Source organism: Streptomyces fragilis, assembly GCF_003112515.1.
In the GTDB taxonomy this organism is placed as follows: domain Bacteria; phylum Actinomycetota; class Actinomycetes; order Streptomycetales; family Streptomycetaceae; genus Streptomyces; species Streptomyces fragilis.
Genome location: NZ_BEVZ01000008.1, coordinates 233,440 through 252,345, shown reverse-complemented (window position 1 = coordinate 252,345; position 18,906 = coordinate 233,440). Strand labels below are relative to the sequence as shown.

15 protein-coding genes, 1 tRNA gene and 1 pseudogene are annotated in these 18,906 nt (G+C 73.2%); 5 read left to right on the top strand and 12 right to left on the bottom strand.

Going from position 1 to position 18,906, the window contains the following annotated elements; translation table 11 throughout:
• Positions 1–62: 62 nt before the first annotated feature.
• The 3 genes from Sfr03f_RS25690 to pdhA are packed head-to-tail and all read right to left on the bottom strand — an operon-like array spanning position 63 to position 3,801.
• Positions 63–1,610 (bottom strand): dihydrolipoamide acetyltransferase family protein, encoded by a 1,548-nt coding sequence (locus tag Sfr03f_RS25690; RefSeq protein WP_108956544.1) that lies wholly within the window; start codon positions 1,608–1,610, stop codon positions 63–65.
• Positions 1,610–2,647 (bottom strand): alpha-ketoacid dehydrogenase subunit beta, encoded by a 1,038-nt coding sequence (locus tag Sfr03f_RS25685; RefSeq protein WP_108956543.1) that lies wholly within the window; start codon positions 2,645–2,647, stop codon positions 1,610–1,612. Before Sfr03f_RS25685 ends, Sfr03f_RS25690 begins: the two co-directional genes overlap by 1 nt.
• Positions 2,644–3,801 carry a pyruvate dehydrogenase (acetyl-transferring) E1 component subunit alpha gene (pdhA, locus tag Sfr03f_RS25680; RefSeq protein WP_108956542.1) on the bottom strand — a complete coding sequence of 386 codons (1,158 nt, stop codon included), beginning with the start codon at positions 3,799–3,801 and terminating at the stop codon, positions 2,644–2,646. Before pdhA ends, Sfr03f_RS25685 begins: the two co-directional genes overlap by 4 nt.
• Before the next feature lie 187 nt (positions 3,802–3,988).
• Here pdhA and Sfr03f_RS25675 point away from each other — a divergent pair.
• Positions 3,989–4,486: pseudogene (locus tag Sfr03f_RS25675) on the top strand (Lrp/AsnC family transcriptional regulator); the annotation flags it as partial.
• A gap of 142 nt (positions 4,487–4,628) precedes the next feature.
• Here Sfr03f_RS25675 and Sfr03f_RS25670 read toward each other — a convergent pair.
• Together Sfr03f_RS25670 and Sfr03f_RS25665 are read right to left on the bottom strand one after the other, a co-directional pair.
• On the bottom strand, positions 4,629–5,213 hold the full coding sequence (locus Sfr03f_RS25670) for a TetR/AcrR family transcriptional regulator (protein WP_108956539.1): 585 nt from the start codon (positions 5,211–5,213) through the stop codon (positions 4,629–4,631).
• Positions 5,214–5,230: 17 nt separating this feature from the next.
• Positions 5,231–6,757: a 3-hydroxyacyl-CoA dehydrogenase gene (locus tag Sfr03f_RS25665; protein ID WP_108956537.1), complete on the bottom strand. Its 1,527-nt coding sequence runs from the start codon at positions 6,755–6,757 to the stop codon at positions 5,231–5,233.
• 150 nt (positions 6,758–6,907) lie between these two features.
• Here Sfr03f_RS25665 and paaN point away from each other — a divergent pair, with 150 nt between their 5' ends.
• On the top strand, positions 6,908–8,644 hold the full coding sequence (gene paaN, locus Sfr03f_RS25660; RefSeq protein WP_108956536.1) for a phenylacetic acid degradation protein PaaN: 1,737 nt from the start codon (positions 6,908–6,910) through the stop codon (positions 8,642–8,644).
• Between the two features lie 10 nt (positions 8,645–8,654).
• Here paaN and Sfr03f_RS25655 read toward each other — a convergent pair whose 3' ends face one another.
• From Sfr03f_RS25655 to Sfr03f_RS25625, 7 genes are all read right to left on the bottom strand, one after another.
• Positions 8,655–9,443 carry a TrmH family RNA methyltransferase gene (locus tag Sfr03f_RS25655; protein WP_108956534.1) on the bottom strand — a complete coding sequence of 263 codons (789 nt, stop codon included), beginning with the start codon at positions 9,441–9,443 and terminating at the stop codon, positions 8,655–8,657.
• 125 nt (positions 9,444–9,568) lie between these two features.
• On the bottom strand, positions 9,569–10,993 hold the full coding sequence (locus Sfr03f_RS25650) for an HTTM domain-containing protein (protein ID WP_108956532.1): 1,425 nt from the start codon (positions 10,991–10,993) through the stop codon (positions 9,569–9,571).
• Positions 10,990–11,724: a DUF5819 family protein gene (locus Sfr03f_RS25645; RefSeq protein WP_174721650.1), complete on the bottom strand. Its 735-nt coding sequence runs from the start codon at positions 11,722–11,724 to the stop codon at positions 10,990–10,992. The genes Sfr03f_RS25650 and Sfr03f_RS25645 overlap by 4 nt, the downstream gene beginning before the upstream one ends.
• Positions 11,725–11,898: 174 nt before the next feature.
• Positions 11,899–12,228 carry a rhodanese-like domain-containing protein gene (locus tag Sfr03f_RS25640; protein ID WP_108956531.1) on the bottom strand — a complete coding sequence of 110 codons (330 nt, stop codon included), beginning with the start codon at positions 12,226–12,228 and terminating at the stop codon, positions 11,899–11,901.
• A gap of 221 nt (positions 12,229–12,449) precedes the next feature.
• Complete coding sequence (locus Sfr03f_RS25635; protein WP_108956529.1) at positions 12,450–13,286, bottom strand: hypothetical protein; 837 nt, start codon at positions 13,284–13,286, stop codon at positions 12,450–12,452.
• A gap of 57 nt (positions 13,287–13,343) precedes the next feature.
• A complete protein-coding gene (locus Sfr03f_RS25630) occupies positions 13,344–14,783 on the bottom strand; it encodes a DUF2252 domain-containing protein (RefSeq protein ID WP_108956528.1) in 1,440 nt (479 codons plus the stop codon).
• Positions 14,784–15,000: 217 nt separating this feature from the next.
• Positions 15,001–15,084: transfer RNA gene (locus Sfr03f_RS25625), tRNA-Leu, on the bottom strand.
• Positions 15,085–15,807: 723 nt separating this feature from the next.
• Between Sfr03f_RS25625 and Sfr03f_RS25615 the strand changes: the two genes are divergently transcribed.
• From Sfr03f_RS25615 to Sfr03f_RS25605, 3 genes are all read left to right on the top strand, one after another.
• A complete protein-coding gene (locus tag Sfr03f_RS25615; RefSeq protein ID WP_108956524.1) occupies positions 15,808–16,698 on the top strand; it encodes an FHA domain-containing protein in 891 nt (296 codons plus the stop codon).
• A gap of 10 nt (positions 16,699–16,708) precedes the next feature.
• Positions 16,709–17,230 carry an FHA domain-containing protein FhaB/FipA gene (locus Sfr03f_RS25610; protein ID WP_108956522.1) on the top strand — a complete coding sequence of 174 codons (522 nt, stop codon included), beginning with the start codon at positions 16,709–16,711 and terminating at the stop codon, positions 17,228–17,230.
• A gap of 156 nt (positions 17,231–17,386) precedes the next feature.
• Positions 17,387–18,880 (top strand): Stp1/IreP family PP2C-type Ser/Thr phosphatase, encoded by a 1,494-nt coding sequence (locus Sfr03f_RS25605; RefSeq protein WP_108956520.1) that lies wholly within the window; start codon positions 17,387–17,389, stop codon positions 18,878–18,880.
• The last annotated feature ends 26 nt before the right edge of the window (positions 18,881–18,906 follow it).

Genomic DNA, 18,906 nt, shown 5'->3' with positions numbered 1-18,906 from the left:
CGCCCCGCACGGCGGGGGAGCTGCTGTGGTCGATCACCCCCCGAGTATGGAGGGCGCCGCGATCACAGGGAACGCAGGAGTACCGCAGGCTGCTCGATGCAGTCGGCCACGTACCGCAGGAAACCGCCCGCGGTACCGCCGTCACAGACCCGGTGGTCGAAGGTGAGCGACAGCTGCGTCACGTGACGCACCGCCAACTCGCCCTGATGCACCCACGGCTTGGGCGTGATGCGCCCCACGCCCAGCATGGCCGCCTCGGGATGGTTGAGGATCGGGGTCGAACCGTCGACGCCGAACACCCCGTAGTTGTTGAGGGTGAAGGTCGAGCCGGAGAGCTCGGCGGGCCGCAGCCCGCCGGACCGCGCCGACTCGGTGAGCCGCGAGAACTCCCCGGTCAGCGACTCCGCGTCGCGCCGGTGGGCGTCGCGGACCACGGGCACCACCAGCCCCCGCGGGGTCTGCGCCGCGAAGCCGATGTGCACCTGCCCGAACCGCACGATCTCCCGCGCCTCGGTGTCGACCGTGGCGTTGAGCTCCGGGAAGCGGTCCAGGGCGGCGACGCAGATCCTCGCCAGCAGGGCGATCAGCGAGATCTTCGGCCCCGGCCCGGCGTTCATCGCCGCGCGGGCGTTCAGCAGCTCCGTGGCGTCGGCGTCCACCCAGCAGGTGGCGTCCGGTATCTCGCTCCGGCTCCGGGTGAACTTGTCGGCCGCCGCGCCCAGCAGTCCGCGCAGCGGGATCCGCGTCTCGCCGGCATCGGCCGCCACGGGCGCGTCCACCGGGCGCAGGGGGGACACGGTGGCCGTGTCCCGGTGGTCCTGCGCCTGGTCCCGGGACGCCATGGCCCGCAGCGCGTACTCGACGTCGGCGCGCAGGATCAGACCCTCGGGGCCGGAACCGTTGATCTCCCGCAGATCCAGGCCGTTGTCCCGGGCGAGGCGTCGCACCAGCGGGGAGATGACCGGGACCGGGCCGTCCTGCGAGGACGCGGCGCCCACGCCGTCCGCGGCCCGCCCCGCCCGGACGGGAGCGGCCGTGCCGTTCACGGAGGAGGGAGCGGCAGCCGCCGCGGCCTCCGGCGAGGAGGACCGCGCCGAGTCGGCACCCACCGGACCGGATCGCGCCTCGGCCGCTCGCGAACCGGCCGGCTCTGCCGGAGAGGACTCCGACGGCTGCCGCGGCCGGCCGCGGACCGGGGACGGCGGAGGAACCCTGCGGCGGCGGGCCGGCGGCGCCGAGGTGCCGTAGCCGACCAGCACGTTCCCGGAACCCTCCGCGCCCTCGACGGCCGTGCCGTTCACCGTGCCGGCCGCCGTGCCGGAGACACCCGCGCCGGTCTCGCCCAGGGACAGGTCGCCCGGGGCCGCGCCCACCGCGACCGTGATCAGCGGGGCGCCCACCGGAAGGGACCCCCCTTCCTCGCCGTACCGCGCGGTGACGACCCCGCCGTAGGGGCAGGGCACCTCCACCATCGCCTTGGCCGTCTCGACCTCGACGACGGGCTGGTCGACGGCGACCACGTCGCCCACCTCGACCATCCACTGCACGATCTGCGCCTCGGTCAGCCCTTCGCCCAGGTCCGGCAGCTTGAACTCGAATACCTCGGCCATCAGTCGCCCGCCTCCCACTGCAGCCGTCCCACCGCGTCCAGAATCCGGTCCACGCCGGGCAGGTGATGCCGCTCCGCCATCGGCGGAGGATACGGGATGTCGAATCCGGCGACCCGGAGAACGGGAGCCTCCAGATGGTGGAAGCAGCGCTCGGTGATCCGGGCGGCGATCTCCCCGCCCGGTCCGCCGAAGCCGCCCGACTCGTGCACCACGACCGCGCGGCCGGTGCGCCGCACCTCGGCGCAGACCGTCTCGTCGTCGAACGGCACCAGCGACCGCAGGTCGACCACGCCCAGGTCCCAGCCCTCGGCCCGGGCCGCCTCCGCCGCCTCCAGGCAGACCGGCAGCGACGGGCCGTAGGTGATCAGCGTGGCGCTGCGCCCGGTCCGGCGGACCACGGCCTTGCCGATCGGCTCGACCGGTGCCGGGTCCTGGGGGTCCCAGGCGTCCTTGCCCCAGTAGAGCCGCTTGGGCTCGAGGAACACCACCGGGTCGTCGGAGGCGATGGCCTGCCGCAGCATGCCGTAGGCGTCGGCCACCGTGGCCGGCGTGACCACGTGCAGACCCGGCGTCGCCATGTAGTACGCCTCGGAGGAGTCGCTGTGGTGCTCCACGCCGCCTATGCCGCCGCCGTAGGGGACGCGCACGGTGATCGGCAGGGGCATCGCGCCGCGGGTGCGGTTGCGCATCTTCGCGACGTGCGAGATCAGCTGCTCGAAGGCCGGGTAGGCGAAGGCGTCGAACTGCATCTCGACCACCGGCCGCAGGCCGTACATGGCCATGCCGACGGCGGTGCCGAGGATCCCCGCCTCGGCGAGCGGGGTGTCGGTGCACCGGTGGTCGCCGAACTCGGCCGCGAGGCCGTCGGTGATCCGGAAGACACCGCCCAGGGTGCCCACGTCCTCGCCCAGGACATGGACGGACGGGTCCTCGGCCATGGAGTCCCGCAGCGCGCGGTTGAGCGCCTGCGCCATGGCCGTCTGCTGGACCGCCACGGCGCTGTCGACGGCAGTGCCGAGAGAGGTGCCGGTGGTCATCGGGCCGTGCCTTCCTGCTGCGGGTGCGCCTCAGCCTCCAGCTCGGCCCTGAGCATCGCCTGCTGCTCCAGCAGCTGGGGCGTGGGCTCGGCGTAGACGTGCGCGAAGAGTTCCATGGGGTCGATCTCGGGGTCCTGGTTCATCCGGGCCCGCAGGTCGGCGGCCATCGCCTCGGCGTCCTCGCGGACCGCGCCGATCGCGTCCTCGTCCAGCACGCCGCGCGCGGTCAGCTCCCGCTCGAGCAGCAGCACCGGGTCGTGGTCACGCCAGGCGTCCACCTCGGAGGACTCCCGGTAGCGGGTCGCGTCGTCGGCGTTGGTGTGGGCGTCCAGACGGTAGGTGATCGCCTCCACCAGCACCGGGCCGTTGCCCTCCCGGGCGTGCCGGACGGCCTCGCTCAGGACCTGGTGGACGGCGACGGCGTCGTTCCCGTCCACCAGCCGGCCCGGTATGCCGTACCCGACGGCCTTGTGGGCCAGGGAGGGGGCGGCTGACTGCTTGGCCAGCGGGACGGAGATGGCGAAGCCGTTGTTCTGGACCAGGAAGACGACGGGGGCCCGCCAGACGGCGGCGAAGTTGAGCGCCTCGTGGAAGTCGCCCTCGCTGGTGCCTCCGTCGCCGATCATGGCGAGGGCGACCACGTCGTCGCCCTTCAGGCGGGCGGCGTGGGCCAGCCCGACCGCGTGCGGCAGCTGGGTGGCCAGCGGGGTGCTCAGCGGGGCGACCCGGTGGGCGTAGGGGTCGTAGCCGGTGTGCCGGTCGCCGCGCAGCAGGGTCAGCGCCTCCACCGGGTCGACGCCGCGGCCGACCACGGCGAGGGTGTCCCGGTAGCTGGGGAAGAGCCAGTCCTGGTCGGCGAGGACCATGGCGGCGGCCACCTCGCAGGCCTCCTGGCCGGTGCTGGACGGGTAGACGGCGAGGCGGCCCTGCTTGGTCAGGGCGGTGGCCTGGGCGTTGTAACGGCGGCCGCGCACCACCTCGGCGTACAGGCGGCGCAGCAGGCCGGGATCGGCCGCGGCGGCCTCGTCGGCGGCCGGTGTCCCGAGGACGCGGTAGGGCTCGGCGTCGGGCAGCAGGGGCGCGGGGTCCGTGCGCGGCTGCCAGGCGGGCGGCGGGGCGGGGCGGTAGGTGTCCCGCTGCTCCATCACCGTCATGACGGCACCTCCTCGTGGGAGTGGCTACGAGGACGCCGGGTGTGACGCGCCTCACCTACCGATTGTTCGGTCGTTGGCGAATTTTGGCTACAGGCGGCGTCAGCCTGTGGACAAACGGTTCTCCACAGCCTGAGATGGAGGCACGGTGTCCAGGGGAGGGAGGCGGGGAAGCATGCGACCTGAACAAATGGCCGACGGCCCGGAGAAGGGTGTCGTGCCGGCGCCCACCGGCGCCCGCCCGCTGCCGCCTCCCAGGGTGCTGGACGCCATCGACCAGGACATCCTCGGAATGCTCCAGAAGGACGGCCGCGCGTCCATACGGTCGGTGGCCGAGCGGGTGCACGTCTCCCGGGCCAACGCCTACGCGCGGATCAACCGGCTGATCGAGGACGGCGTGATCCGCGGCTTCGGCGCCCGGATCGACCACGAACGGGCCGGTCAGGGCACCTCCGCCTACATCACGCTGAAAATCGTCCAGAACTCCTGGCGCACGGTGCGCGAGCAGCTGCGGGCCCTGCCAGGGGCCTCGCACCTGGCCCTGGTCGGAGGCGACTTCGACGTGCTGATGCTGGTGCACGCCCCCGACAACCGGGCGCTGCGCGAGCTGGTGCTGACCCGGCTGCACTCCATGCCGGAGGTGCTCTCGACCCGGACCCTGCTGGTCTTCGAGGTGGAGGACATCGAGATCCCCGACGGCACGGACGGCCCGAGGCGTGCGGACGCCCCGGACGTCCCGGGCAGCCGGGAGGTCCCGGGCAGCCGGAGCGTTCCGGGCAACGCCGGCGCCGCGGGCAGCCCGGTCTGAGCCACATCCGGCGAGCCTGCCGTCAGCCCCGCAGGCCCGTGAGGACCAGCTTGACCACCGCGTCGGCGATCTCACGGCGGGCGCCCGTGCCACCGTCGGGGCGGTACCACTCGACGATCGAGTTGATCATGCCGAACACCAGGCGGGTGGCCAGGCGCACCTCGACGTCACCCCGTACGTCGCCCTCCGCCGCGGCGTTCTTCAGCAGGTCCGCGACCCGGTGGTCGAACTCGCGCCGCCGCTCCAGCGCCCACCGCTCGGTGCCGGTGTTGCCGCGCACCCTCAGCAGCAACGTCACGTAGGGCAGCTCCGCGATCAGCACCTCGACCATCCGCCGCACCACGTACTCCAGGCGGCCTGCCGCGCCGCCCTCCTTGGCCGGCGGCTCGTCGAGGATGCCGAAGAGTCCTTCGAGCGCCCGGCTCACCGCACGCCGGAGAAGTTCCTCCTTGCCCGAGACATGGTGGTAGATGGACGACTTGGAGATCCCTGCCGCCTTGGCCAGGTGCTCCATCGACGTGCCGTCGTATCCGCGCTCGTTGAACACCTGGACGGCCACCTGGAGCAGTGAGTCCGGCGTGTAGGTGTCACGCTTGGGCGTGGTCATGGCAGCGGCTCCCCCCGTCACTTCGCCGCGGCGAAGGCGTGCCGCAGCAACGCCAGGGACGGGGCGCAGCGGCCGGACGGTTCCCGCTCGTGCACCGCGTCCAGGACGCCGTAGGCCCAGTCGTCGCCGAGCCGGCGGCTCCACTCGAAGGGACCCAGGGGGTAGTTGACGCCCAGCCGCATGGCGGTGTCGACGTCCTCCTCGCCGGCCACGCCGCGCGCCACCGCGTCGAAGGCGAGGTCGATGATCCGGGCGACCGTGCGCGCGACGATCATGCCGGGAACGTCGCCCACGACGCTGACCTTCTTGCCCAGCGCCTGGAACAGGCCCACCGCCTCGGCGAGGGTCTCCGGCGAGGTGACCGGGGAGGCCGCCAGCGCGATCCGGGTGGCCGCCCGGTAGTCCAGCGCGAGGTCGAAGGAGACCAGGTCGGGCCCGTACTCCCCGACCGTCTCCCCGTCCGCCAGGACCAGCGTGCCGCCGCCCGGCAGCACCAGACGGCCCTTCTCCTCGCCCTCCGCGGCGAAGCCCTCGTCCTCGACACGCAGGTCGATGCCGGATTCACGGATCAGCTCGACGAGGCCCGACGCGGGACCCAGGTCACCCAGCAGAGTGACGTGGCCGGGCGCCTGCTCCGGGGCGGCGGTGTGCGGCTCCGGCCGCCCCGCGCCCTCTTCACCCCCGTAGGGGAACCAGCCGTGACCGGACTTGCGCCCGAGCCGTCCGGACTCGACCAGACGGCGCTGGGCGAGCGAGGGCCGGAAGCGCACGTCCTGGAAGAAGGACTCCCACACCGAGCGGGTGACCGCCTCGTTGACGTCCTGGCCGATCAGATCGGTGAGCTCGAAGGCCCCCATCCGGAAGCCGCCGCTCTCGCGCAGCACCGCGTCGATGGTGGCCGGGTCCGCGGCGCCGAGCTCGTACAGCTCGAAGGCCTCCGCGTAGAACGGCCGGGCGATCCGGTTGACGACGAAGCCGGGCTGGTCGGCGCAGGAGACCGGGGTCCTGCCCCAGGCGCGCACCGTCTCCAGCGCCCGGTCCGCGGCCTCGGGGTCGGTGGCGAAGCCGGAGACGACCTCGACCAGCGGCATCAGCGGCGCCGGGTTGAAGAAGTGCAGTCCGAGGAACCGGCCGGGCAGGCGCAGAGCGCCGCCGATGGCCGTGACGGAGAGGGAGGAGGTGTTGGTGGCCAGCAGGCAGTCCTCGCCGACCACCTCCTCGAGCTCGCGGAACAGCTGCTGCTTGACGTCGAGGCGCTCCAGGACCGCCTCCACCACCACGCCGCATCCGGCCAGGTCGGAGAGGGCGCCGGCAGGCGTCAGCCGCTCCCGGGCGGCGTCGCGGTCGGCGGCGGTGAGACGGTCCTTCTCGACGAGCCGGTCCAGGCGGGCGACGATCGCGGCCGCGGCCTCGCCGGCCCGGCCGGGGGCGGCGTCGTAAAGCCGAACGGGGTGTCCGGCGACCAGAGCGACCTGGGCGATGCCCTGGCCCATGGTGCCGGTACCGACTACTGCCACGGGGCTTTTCAGGTCGAGTGCTGTCATGAACGCGATCCTCCCGCACGGGGTTTTCCACAGGCGCGGCGGACCCCCTTGTCCCGACCGATCGTTCGGTTACTCTAGCCCTGTCCTTCTGTTCCTGCCCAGCGTGCCGGTTCGACGAGGAGCCGGTCCGAGGAGGAGGTGGGTCCACCCATGGCCACCGCACCGACCGCGCACGTCCCCGCCACGTCCCCGTCCGCCGACGGCGGCCTGACCGCCGCCGAGCTGACCGACCGCCACCAGGCCACGCTGGACCAGGCGCTGGAGGCGATCACGACCCGCGCCTATTGGTCACCCCACCCCGAGCACCCCAAGGCCTACGGGGAGAATGGCACGCAGTCCGCCGAGGAGGGCCAGGCCGCCTTCCAGGCGCTGCTGGGCCGTCCCTTCGAGCTGGACCAGCCGGGCACCGACGAACTGGTCGGCGGCGAGGTGTCCCCCTACGGCATCGAGCTGGGCGTCACCTACCCCCACCCGGACATCGACGTGCTGCTCCCGGCGATGCGCTCGGGCATGCGCGGCTGGCGTGAGGCCGGCCCCCGGCTGCGGGCCCTGGTCTGCCTCGAGATCCTCCGGCGGATCAACGCCCGCACCCACGAGTTCGCGCACGCGGTCATGCACACCAGCGGCCAGGCCTTCGTCATGGCCCTGCAGGCCGGCGGACCGCACGCGCAGGACCGCGGCCTGGAGGCGGTCGCGTACGCCTACCAGGAGCAGACCCGGGTCCCGGAGACCGCGGACTGGAGCAAGCCGCAGGGCAAGCGCGACCCGCTGCGGCTCACCAAGGAGTTCACGGCCGTCCCGCGCGGCGTCGCGCTGATGATCGGCTGCAACACCTTCCCCACCTGGAACGGCTTCCCGGGCCTCTTCGCCTCGCTGGCCACCGGCAACCCGGTCCTGGTCAAGCCGCATCCGCGGGCCGTGCTGCCGCTGGCCCTCACCGTCCGGATCGCGCGCGAGGTGCTCGCCGAGGCCGGCTTCGAGCCGAACCTGGTCGCGCTGGCCGCCGAGCGGCCGGGCGAGGGCCTGGCGAAGACGCTGGCGGTGCGCCCGGAGATCCGCATCATCGACTACACCGGCTCCACGTCCTTCGGCGACTGGTTGGAGACCACCGCCCGCCAGGCGCAGGTCTACACCGAGAAGGCCGGTGTCAACACGGTGGTGATCGAGTCGGCCGCCGACTACCGCGGCATGCTCTCCAACCTGGCCTTCTCCCTCTCCCTGTACAGCGGCCAGATGTGCACCACCCCGCAGAACCTCCTGATCCCCCGGGACGGCATCGACACCGACCAGGGCCACCGCACCTTCGACGAGGTGACGGCCGACCTGGCCGCCGCCGTCTCCAAGCTGCTGGGCGACGACGCCCGGGCGGCCGGGCTGCTCGGCGCGATCGTCAACCCGGACGTGAAGGCGCGGCTGGATGCGGCCGCCGAGCTGGGCGAGGTCGTGCTCCCCTCCCGCGAGGTGGCCCACCCGGACTTCCCCGACGCGGTCGTGCGCACGCCGGTCATGGTCCGGCTCGACGCCGCCAAGTCCGAGGAGGACCCGGCCTACCTGGAGGAGTGCTTCGGCCCCGTCTCCTTCGCCGTCGCCGTCGACTCGGCCGCCGACGCCGTGGAGCTGCTGCGACGCACGGTCCGTGAGAAGGGCGCGATGACGGTCGCCGCCTGGACCACGAACGCCGAGGTGGAGCAGGCCGTCGAGGAGGTCTGCCTGGAGGAGTGCGCCCAGCTCTCCCTCAACCTGACCGGCGGGGTCTTCGTGAACCAGACGGCCGCCTTCTCCGACTTCCACGGCTCGGGCGGCAACCCGGCGGCCAACGCGGCGCTGTGCGACGCCGCCTTCGTCGCCAACCGCTTCCGCACGGTGGAGGTCCGCCGGGAGGCGTGACCGGCGCCTGTCAGTCCTCCGCGGGTGTCCCGGTCGCCGCCGGGGCGCCGGCGGGGGACTGCGAGCTCCAGTGGTAGAGCGTCATCGCCACGCTGGTCGCCAGGTTGTAGCTGGACACCTGCGGGCGCATCGGCAGGGACAGCAGCCGGTCGGCCCTGTCGCGCAGCTCGGGCGTGAGCCCGCTGCGTTCGGACCCGAAGGCCAACACGGCGTCGTCCGGCAGCCGGACCCCGCGGATGTCCTCGCCCTCCGCGTCCAGGGCGAACACCGGCCCGGGCGGGAGATCCGGCACGTCCAGCCGCTCCACGACGGTCGCGAAGTGCAGCCCCGCCCCGCCGCGCACCACGTTGGGGTGCCAGGGGTCGAGCGGCCCCGTGGTGACCACGCCGGTCGCACCGAACCCTGCCGCCAGCCGGACCACCGCCCCGGCGTTGCCGAGGTTGCGGGGCTGGTCCAGCACGACGACGGGAGCGGTGCGGGGGAGCGCGTCCAGGGTCCGCAGCGCCGCCTCACGGTCCGGGCGCTCGGCCAGCGCCGCGACCCCGGTGGGGTGAGGGCGGGGGACCAGCTGCCGGTAGGCCGCCTCGTCCACCTCGGTCAGCAGCCCGTCCAGCACTGCGCCCACGTCCGGGGCCAGCTCCTCGGCGAGGGCGAGCGTCGCGGCCCGGTCCGTCGCGACGGCCAGCGGCACGGCGGCCCCGAAGCGGAGGGCGTGCTTGAGCGCGTGGAACCCGTCCAGGAGGACGGCGCCGTCGGCTAGGGAGCGCCAGGCACGCGTGATGTCGGGGAAGGCGGTCACGGACCGAAGCCTAGGCGGCCCGGCCCCTCCCGATCACTTCCGCGGCCAGGCATCCCGCACGGCCGGGGACTCCCGCCCCGGAGGCGTCCCTCACGTCCGGGCACTCCCGCCCCCGGAGACGTCCCTCACGGACGGGTGCTTCCGCCCCCGGAGGCGCCGGTGCCGGAGGTCTCGCTGCCATGGGAACCCGCCCCGCCCGCGTCGGTGCCTGCGGCCCCGGTCTCGGCCTCCGCTTCGGCCTCGGCTTCGGCGGCGGTCCCGGCGACAGCGCCGGGGGCAGCCGCCCCGGGCTCCCCACCGTGCTTCGCCCTCTCCGCGGCCCACCCCGGGCCGCCCTGGGCGGGCACCCACGCGGAACCGGTCGCGCCCGGTCCCGTCCCGGCCGGCGCCGTGGCCGACGCGAGGCCGCTCTGGCCGTCCGGGCGGAACCGTCCGGTCAGCCGTCCGGCGGCGTCGCCCACCCGCCGCAGGAAGGTGGTCGGCAGGAACACCGAGTCGGCCACGATCATCGCCATCGAGAAGAACGGCAGGCCCAGCACGACCGCGATCGCCAGGTGCTCCGTGATCATCAGGGCGAGCAGGACGTTCTTCACCCTGCGGTTGAAGAGGGTGAACGGGAAGGCCACCTGCACGGCCACCGTGCCGTAGGTGATCAGCATGACCATCGTGGCGTTGGACGCCAGCAGGTCCGCCAGGCCCGGCCACGGGGAGAAGTAGTCCAGGTGCAGCGGATAGTGCAGCGCCGTGCCGTCCTGCCAGCGCGAACCCTGAATCTTGTACCAGCCCGCCGTGGCGTAGATCAGGCACGCCTCGGCCATGATCACCAACAATGCGGTGTTGTGGACGATGTTGCCCACCACGTCGAAGAGGGCACGCGCGTCGGAGCGCGGGGCGACCCGTCCCACCAGCCACCACGCACCGAGCGCGGCCCACACCGTCCACAGCAGCACCGGGACGAACGGATCGGGGGTGGTGGTACCGCTCAGCGACACCGCGAGCAGCCCTCCCGCCGAGAGGGCCCACAGGACGGGTCCCACGACGTCGGCGCGCTCCTGTTCGCCGCCGGCCGCTTCCCGTCGCCGTGCCCGGCGGGCGTCCAGCGACCAGACCTGACCGCACCGGGTGAACACCAGGTAGACGGCCATCAGGTGGATCACGTTGTCGCCGCCGTCGCCCATGAAGACGCTGCGGTTCTGCAGCGAGAGCACGCCCACCATGAAGAAGACGGACACGGCGCGGGTGCGCCAGCCCACCGCCAGCAGCAGGCTCGCCAGGACGGCGAAGACGTAGACGACCTCGAACCAGAGCTCCGAGTCGGTCCACAGCAGCACGGTGAAGGCCCCGTTGTCCGACACCAGCCGCTCCCCGAGCTCCCAGCTCCACGGGCTGTCGGGCCCGTACAGCTCGTGCCGGTGGGGGAACTCACGGAGCAGGAAGAGCAGCCAGGTGGCCGCGAAGCCTATGCGTATCACCGCGCTCTGGTACGGACCGAGCGCGGAGTCGGTGACCTTCGAGACCAGCTTCCCCAGGGCGATCGCCGAACGATTCACCGGGCGCCTCCCCGGGCCCTGCCGGACGCGGCGAACCCGGCGGAACCTCCGGACTCCCCGGCGGCGGCGTCCGACTCGTCGGGTACGAGCCACCAGGGCAGCACCCGGTAGCGCGGTTCGGCCGACGCCTTCTCACCGCTCCAGGCGGGCGGCTGCACCTGCAGGGTCCGTGACCGTATCTGTATCCGCTCGACCTCGGCCCCGTGGGCGCGGCCCAGCCGCATCACCACGATGCGCCGCAGGTACTCCTCGGAGATCCGGCCACGCGAGCCCACCGGGCGGTTCTCCTCGTCGTGCGAAGAGGTGAAGAAGTCCCAGGCGCGGCGGAGTTCGTTCTGCTGGGTGTGGCTGGGGGCCGGATTGCCGTCGATGGCACGGCCGTCCTCCGCGGAGAGGTCGGTCCAGCCCACCGAGCGGGTGCGACCGTCCTCGGTGCGTATCTCCGCCCGGACCTGCACCGCGATGTTCTGCTGCAGCGGGTTGGGGGCGAAGAGCTTCCAGTTCTGCTCGAACTCGGGGTAGACCCAGCGGTCGATGGCCTCGGCGTGCTGCTTGCTCAGGGTGTTCGACGGGGCGAGGTGCAGGAAGACCATGCCCAGGTGCACGCAGGCGACACCCGCCACCGCCGCCAGCGCGAAGGCCGCGGCGATCCGGCAGGGGAGGCCCAGCGCGGCCACTCCGGTCGGGGGATGTGTCTCCTCGGGTGGAGACCCGCCCTCGTGTGCTTCCATTCGCGCCCCGTCTCGCCCGTTCCGGTCCTTCGCACGCACCGTACTGAGTCCCGGCAGCCCCGGCACACCCTTGTGGACAACAGGGCTCCACGAGCTCCGGGGTTTTCCACAGCGGTGGACACCCTACGGCCCGCGAGGCACGGTCGACCGGGCAGCGTGCGGGCGCAAAACGCCTCAGACGACCTGTCCCGGCTTGCCCTCGTCGTCCACCACCGGCCGTCCCGCGGCGGCCCAGGCGCCCATGCCGCCGTCCACGTTCGCGGCGTCGACGCCCTGCTGCACGAGGTACATGGTCACCTGCGCGGACCGCCCGCCGGAGCGGCAGATCACGTTCACCTGGCCGTCCTGCGGCGCGGCCTCGGTGAGCTCGCCGTAACGGGCCACGAACTCGCTCATCGGGATGTGCAGCGCCCCGGCGGCGTGGCCCGCCCGCCACTCGTCGTCCTCGCGGACGTCCAGCAGGAAGTCGCCGTCCGCGAGATCCGTGACCTGCACCGTGGGCACACCAGCTCCAAAGTTCATGCGCCCGACGCTACCCGACCGCACCCCGCCACCCCGGGTCCCCGGCCCGGCCGCCCCGCGTCCCAGGGCCAGCCACCCCCGGTCTCTGCCCAGCCACCCGGGTCCCCGGCCGGCCGTCCCAGGTCCCCGGCCCCGCCGCCCCCGCTTCCCGGGCCAGCCGTCCCCGCTGCCGGGCGGCACCGACCGCCCTCGCCCGGTGACCCCTATCCCTGGTGCAGAGCCGCCAGCTCGGCCTCGCGCTCGGCGATCTCGCCGGCGAGCTTGCCCGCGATGTCGTCCAGCAGCCCGTCCGGATCGTCCGGCGCCAGCCGCAGCATGGAGGCGATGGCGCTCTCCTCCAGCTTGCCCGCCAGCTCGGTCAGCAGCTCCTTGCGGGCCGCGAGCCACTCGAGACGGTCGTACAGCTCGTCGGCGGGGGTGGGGCGTCGCTCGGGCACCGGCCCGGCCGCCCACTCCTCCTGCAGCGCGAGCAGCTTCGACTCGTCACCCAGCGCGTAGGCCGCGTTCACCCGGGAGATGAACTCGTCACGCCGCTTGCGCTCCCCCTCGTCCTGCGCCAGGTCCGGGTGGGCCGCGCGGACCAGCTCGCGGTAGAGGCGGCGCGCCTCCTCGCCCGGCCGCACCCGCGGCGGCGGCTGCACACTGCGCTCGGTGAGCATCGCCACCGACTCCGGGTACAGCCCCTGCCCGTCCATCCAGCCGTGCAGCAGCTCCTCGACACCCGGGATGGGCGTCAGGCGCGCCCGGGCCTCCTGGGCCCGGCGCAGGTCCTCCGGGTCACCGGTGCGGGCGGCGCGCGCCTCGGCGATCAGGGCTTCCAGCTCCTCCAGCCGCGCGTACAGCGGGCCGAGCCGCTGCTCGTGCAGCCGGGAGAAGTTCTCGATCTCGACGCGGAAGGTCTCCACGGCGATCTCGAACTCGATCAGCGCCTTCTCGGCGGCCATGACGGCGCGCTCCAGACGCTCCTCGGGGCGGGGAGGGGCTCCGGCGGAGCCCTCCGGGGGCTCGGGCGGGGTCCGATCAGCTTCCGGGGTGGTCATCCGCCCAGCGTAGGCCACCCGCCAAGTCCCGTACCTTCCATGACGATCAAGGACCGGTCACGCTCCCGTCTCGGCCTCGATCCGCCCCGACCGCACGGCGGCCACCAGGTCGGCGTGGTCGGCCTCGGTGCGGTCGGCGTAGGCGACCGCGAAGGACGCCACGGCCTCGTCCAGCTCCTCGTTCCTGCCGCAGTAGCCGGTCAGCAGCCGCGGGTCGGCGCTGTGACTGTGCGCACGGGCCAGCAGCGCGCCGGTCATCCGGGCGTAGTCGTCGATCTCACCGGCCGGCAGCGCGGCGGGGTCCACACTTCCCTTGCGGTTGCGGAACTGACGCACCTGGTAGTGCCGCCCCTCGACCGTGGTCCAGCCGAGCAGGAAGTCGCTCACCACCTGCATGTGGCGTTGCCCGAGCACCACCCTGCGGCCCTCGTGCTCGACCGGCGGTGTGGCGATGCCCACGGTCGCCAGGTGCGGCAGCAGCGCCGACGGCCGGGCCTCCTTCACCTGGAGGACGAGCGGCTCGCCCCGGTGGTCCAGCAGCAGCACCACGTAGGAGCGGGTGCCGACGCTGCCCGTGCCCACCACGCGGAACGCCACGTCGTGCACCGCGTACCGGGCCAGCAGCGGCAGCCGGTCCTCCGGCAGGGTCGCGGTCCAGCTCTCCAGCGACAGGGCGACCGCCGCGGCCTCCGCGTCCGGCACCCGCCGCAGCACCGGGGGCGCCTCCACGAAGCGCCGCCCGCCGTCCGGGCCCTTCTCGGTGGATCTGGCGGCGAAGCGGCCGCTGGTGTTGGAGCGCGCCTTCGCGGACACCTTCTCCAGCGTGCCGAGCAGGTCGCGGGCGTCGGCGTGCGACACGAGCCGCTCGTCCGCGATGGCGTTCCACGCCTCGGCGGCGGGCATCTTCGCCAGCACCCGCAGGGTGCGCCGGTAGGAGCCCGCGGCGTCCAGGGCGGCCTTGCGGCACTCGTCCTCGTCGGCGCCCGCCTCGCGCCCCGCGAGGACCAGGGAGGTGGCGAGCCGCTTCAGGTCCCACTCCCACGGGCCCCGCACCGTCTCGTCGAAGTCGTTGAGGTCGATCACCAGGCCGCCGCGGACGTCGCCGTACAGGCCGAAATTGGCCGCGTGGGCGTCGCCGCAGATCTGCGCCGTGACTCCTGTCACAGGGGTGCGGGCCAGGTCGTACGCCATGAGGCCGGCCGTCCCCCGCAGGAAGGCGAACGGGCTCGCGGCCATCCGCCCCACCCGCAGCGGGGTCAGCCGGGGTATGCGGCCGCGGCCGGACTCCTCGACGGCCGTCAGCACGTCGGGCCGGCCGGGGTCGAGGTCCAGGCGGGCGTGGTCGGCGCGGGGCGTCGACCGGCGCAGTGCCTTGCCGCGGGCCTTCGCCCCGGCTCCGCCGCCGGAGCCCGAGCGGGGCGCGAACCCCCGCACCACGGGCAGCCGCGGAAGGCCGCCGTCGGGCTCCCGGCCACCCCGGCGCTGCCCGGGCGGCACAGCCGCGCGTGTTCCCGTCCCCACCCCGGTATCAGCCACCGGACCGCCTCCCCCGCGCCGACCGACAAGCGACTGGCGCCGACGTTATCCCCGTCACCGTCCGCGCGACAGAGCGGGGCGGCTCCTCCCGGGGTACAGAACCTGGGGCGCGGCCCCTGGGGCACGGACAACGCGAAACGGCCGCCATCGTTTTCACGATGACGACCGTTCGTCGTTGTGCGCGAGGGGGGAGTTGAACCCCCACGCCCTTGCGGGCACTGGAACCTGAATCCAGCGCGTCTGCCTATTCCGCCACCCGCGCATTGGGTGTGTCTTCCGGTTCGGCCCCTTTTCGGTGCCGCGCCCTTCCGACATGCAGAACATTAGCACGCCCCACGGGGTGGATTCACATCCCTTTCCTCGCATGATCACCAGCCGCTTCCCGGCCGTCCCGCACACCCGCGTGGCGGACCTCCGCCCGCCCGGGGCGAGCCCGGGACGCCGGCCCGGGCACTCCGCCGCACGCCGCCCGGTCACCGCACCGCCTCCCCCCGCGGCCCACACCGACCGCCGCCGGCCGCCGCCCCGGCCCCTCCACACCACCCACCACCACGGCTCCGCACCGTGACTCCGCCCACAGACCCGCCCACCAGCCAATCACCAGTCATACGGGCTGGTTTACGTATCAACCTTGTACCGGTCCGCGCACTCCTCCCCCAAGAGGAGACCGGTCCGTCCACAGGTGCGGGACACTGGTCGGGGGCCGCCCGTACGATCCTGGGACGGCGCCCGGCGGCGACGACGAACAGCAGGAGGCGGGAACACCCGCCGAGCAAGTTCGAAGGCGCACTTCGCAGGGAACCTTCGCAGTCAGCGCACCCGGCCGAAGCGGCCGGAGGCGGGGACGGTCCGGTGGCCACACGTGGGCCGACAGGGGGAACCAGGCGATTCACGGCCGCGTGGATACGATCAGTAAGCAGTACCGCGAGCAGTACCCCGGGCGACACACCCGGTACGGCAAGGACAGGGACGGAGGAGGTGCCCCATGGGAGTCCTGAAGAAGTTCGAGCAGCGTCTCGAAGGTCTGGTCAACGGCACCTTCGCCAAGGTGTTCAAGGCCGAGGTCCAGCCCGTGGAGATCGCCGGAGCGCTGCAGCGCGAGTGCGACAACAACGCCACGATCTGGAACCGCGACCGCACGGTCGTGCCCAACGACTTCATCGTGGAACTCAGCACACCCGACCACGAGCGGCTGAGCCCGTACTCGGGGCAGCTGGGCGACGAGCTGGCCGGAATGGTGCGTGACTACGCCAAGCACCAGCGGTACACGTTCATGGGCCCGATCAAGGTCCACCTGTCCAAGGCCGACGACCTGGACACGGGGCTCTACCGGGTCCGCAGCCGCACGCTCGCCGGGTCCACGGACCAGCAGGGCGCCCAGCCGTACCCGAACGCCGCCGGTGGTTCCGCGCCGGGCGGCTACGGCTACCCGGGCCCGGCCGCGGGCCGGCCCGGAGCGGCGGCCCCGCCGCCCCCGATGCCCAGCACCCCGCCCGGCATGGGCGCCCCCGGCGCCCCCGGCGGTTACGGATACCCGCCCGCGGCCGGACGCCCGCCGGCGCCCGGCGGTCCGGCAGGCCCGGCGGCCGGCGCCCGCACCCGCTTCTGGATCGAGGTCAACGGCAACCGCCACCAGATCTCCCGGCCCTCGCTGGTGCTCGGCCGGTCCACCGAGGCGGACGTGCGCATCGACGACCCGGGCGTCTCGCGCCGCCACTGCGAGATCCACACGGGGAGCCCGTCCTACGTCCAGGACCTGGGATCCACCAACGGCATCGTGGTGGACGGACAGCACACCACCCGCGCTACGCTCCGCGACGGCTCGCGGATCGTCGTGGGCAGCACCACCATCATTTACCGGCAAGCCGAAGGGTGAAGCGGGGGCAATGTCAGAGCTGACCCTCACGGTCATGCGGCTGGGTTTTCTGGCCGTCCTGTGGCTGTTCGTGATCGTGGCCGTGCAGGTCATCCGCAGCGACCTCTTCGGTGTGCGCGTCACCCAGCGCGGAGCGCGCCGGGAGGCCGGCAGGACCGCCGAGCGGCCCGGCCGCCAGGCCGCCGCACCGCAGCCCCAGGGCCGCCAGGCCGCGTCGGGCGGCCGCCGCGGCCGCAACACCCCGACCAAGCTGGTGGTGACCGAGGGCACGCTGACGGGGACCACCGTCGCGCTCCAGGGGCAGACCATCACCCTGGGCCGCGCCCACGACAGCACCATCGTGCTGGACGACGACTACGCGTCCAGCCGCCATGCCAGGATCTACCCGGACCGCGACGGCCAGTGGATCGTCGAGGACCTCGGATCCACCAACGGCACGTTCATGAACCGGAACCGGCTGACGGCCCCCGTGCCGATACCGCTGGGCGCGCCGATCCGCATCGGCAAGACCGTCATCGAGCTGCGGAAGTAGTACGAGAATGAGCGAGCGGAGCGAGCACGCGGCACCAGTCCCCACCCAGGACGCCGGCGCGCTCCCGACCGGAGGGTGGGCAGGGTGGCTCGACACGACCGGCTGCGGCTTTCCCCGCAACAGCCGACGGAGCAGCAGCCGACGGGCGAGGTGCGCATGAGTCTGTCACTGCGCTTCGCCGCCGGGTCGCACAAGGGGATGATCCGGGAGGGCAACGAGGACTCCGGCTACGCCGGTCCGCGCCTGCTCGCCATCGCCGACGGCATGGGCGGCCAGGCCGCCGGTGAGGTCGCCTCCTCCGAGGTGATCTCCACCATCGTCGCCCTCGACGACGACGTCCCCGGCTCCGACATCCTGACCTCCCTCGGCACGGCCGTGCAGCGCGCCAACGAGCAGCTGCGCGTCATGGTCGAGGAGGACCCCCGCCTGGAGGGCATGGGCACCACGCTCACCGCCCTGCTGTGGACCGGCCAGCGCCTGGGCCTGGTCCACGTCGGCGACTCCCGCGCCTACCTCCTGCGTGACGGCGTCCTCACCCAGATCACCCAGGACCACACCTGGGTGCAGCGTCTGGTCGACGAGGGCCGGATCACCGAGGAGGAGGCCACCACCCACCCGCAGCGCTCCCTGCTGATGCGCGCGCTGGGCAGCGGCGACCACGTCGAGCCCGACCTGTCGATCCGCGAGGTGCGGGCCGGCGACCGGTACCTGATCTGCTCCGACGGCCTGAGCGGCGTGGTGTCCCACCAGACCCTGGAGGACACCCTCGCCAGCTACCAGGGCCCCGAGGAGACCGTCCAGGAGCTGATCCAGCTCGCCCTGCGCGGCGGCGGCCCGGACAACATCACCGTGATCGTGGCCGATGTCCTCGACCTGGACACCGGCGAGACCCTCGCCGGGGCGCGCCTGTCCGACACCCCCGTGGTCGTCGGCGCGGTCGCCGAGAACCAGATCACCGACGACAACGGCGCGATGCAGACTCCCGCGGGCCGCGCGGCCGGTCTCGGCCGTCCCGCGCCCGCGCCGGGCGGCGAGGGCCAGTTCGGCCCTCCCGGCAGCGGCGACACCGGCTTCATGGCCGGCGGCGAGAACTTCGGCGACTGGACCGACGAGGACTTCACCAAGCCCCGCAAGGGGCGCCGCTGGCTGAAGAGATCGTTCTACACGGTGCTGGCCCTGGGCGTGATCGGCGGCGGCCTCTACGGCGGCTGGCGCTGGACGCAGACCCAGTTCTACGTCGGCACCAACGACGAGCACGTCGCGCTGTACCGGGGCATCAGCCAGGACCTGGGCTGGGTGTCGCTCTCGAAGGTGGAGAAGGACCACCCCGAGATCGAACTCAAGTACCTGCCTGCCTACCAGCAGAAGAAGGTCAAGGCGAACATCGCCCAGGGTGGCCGCGGCGAGGCGGTCGAGAAGATCGAGGAGCTCAAGGTCCAGGCCTCCGCCTGCCGCAAGGACGCCGAGCGGCAGGCCGCCGAGAAGCAGAACCCCAAGCCCAAGAAGCCCGCGGACAACGCCGAGGCCACCAACCCGGACGCGGTGGGCCAGAACGCCGCCCCGTCCAAGACCACGACGTCCGCTCCCAGCCCCGGCCCCAGCCTCTCCGAGGAGGAGAAGAAGCTGGTCTCGCTGTGCGGCGATCAGTAGGCAAGCCGTGAGGGGCCCGGAACACG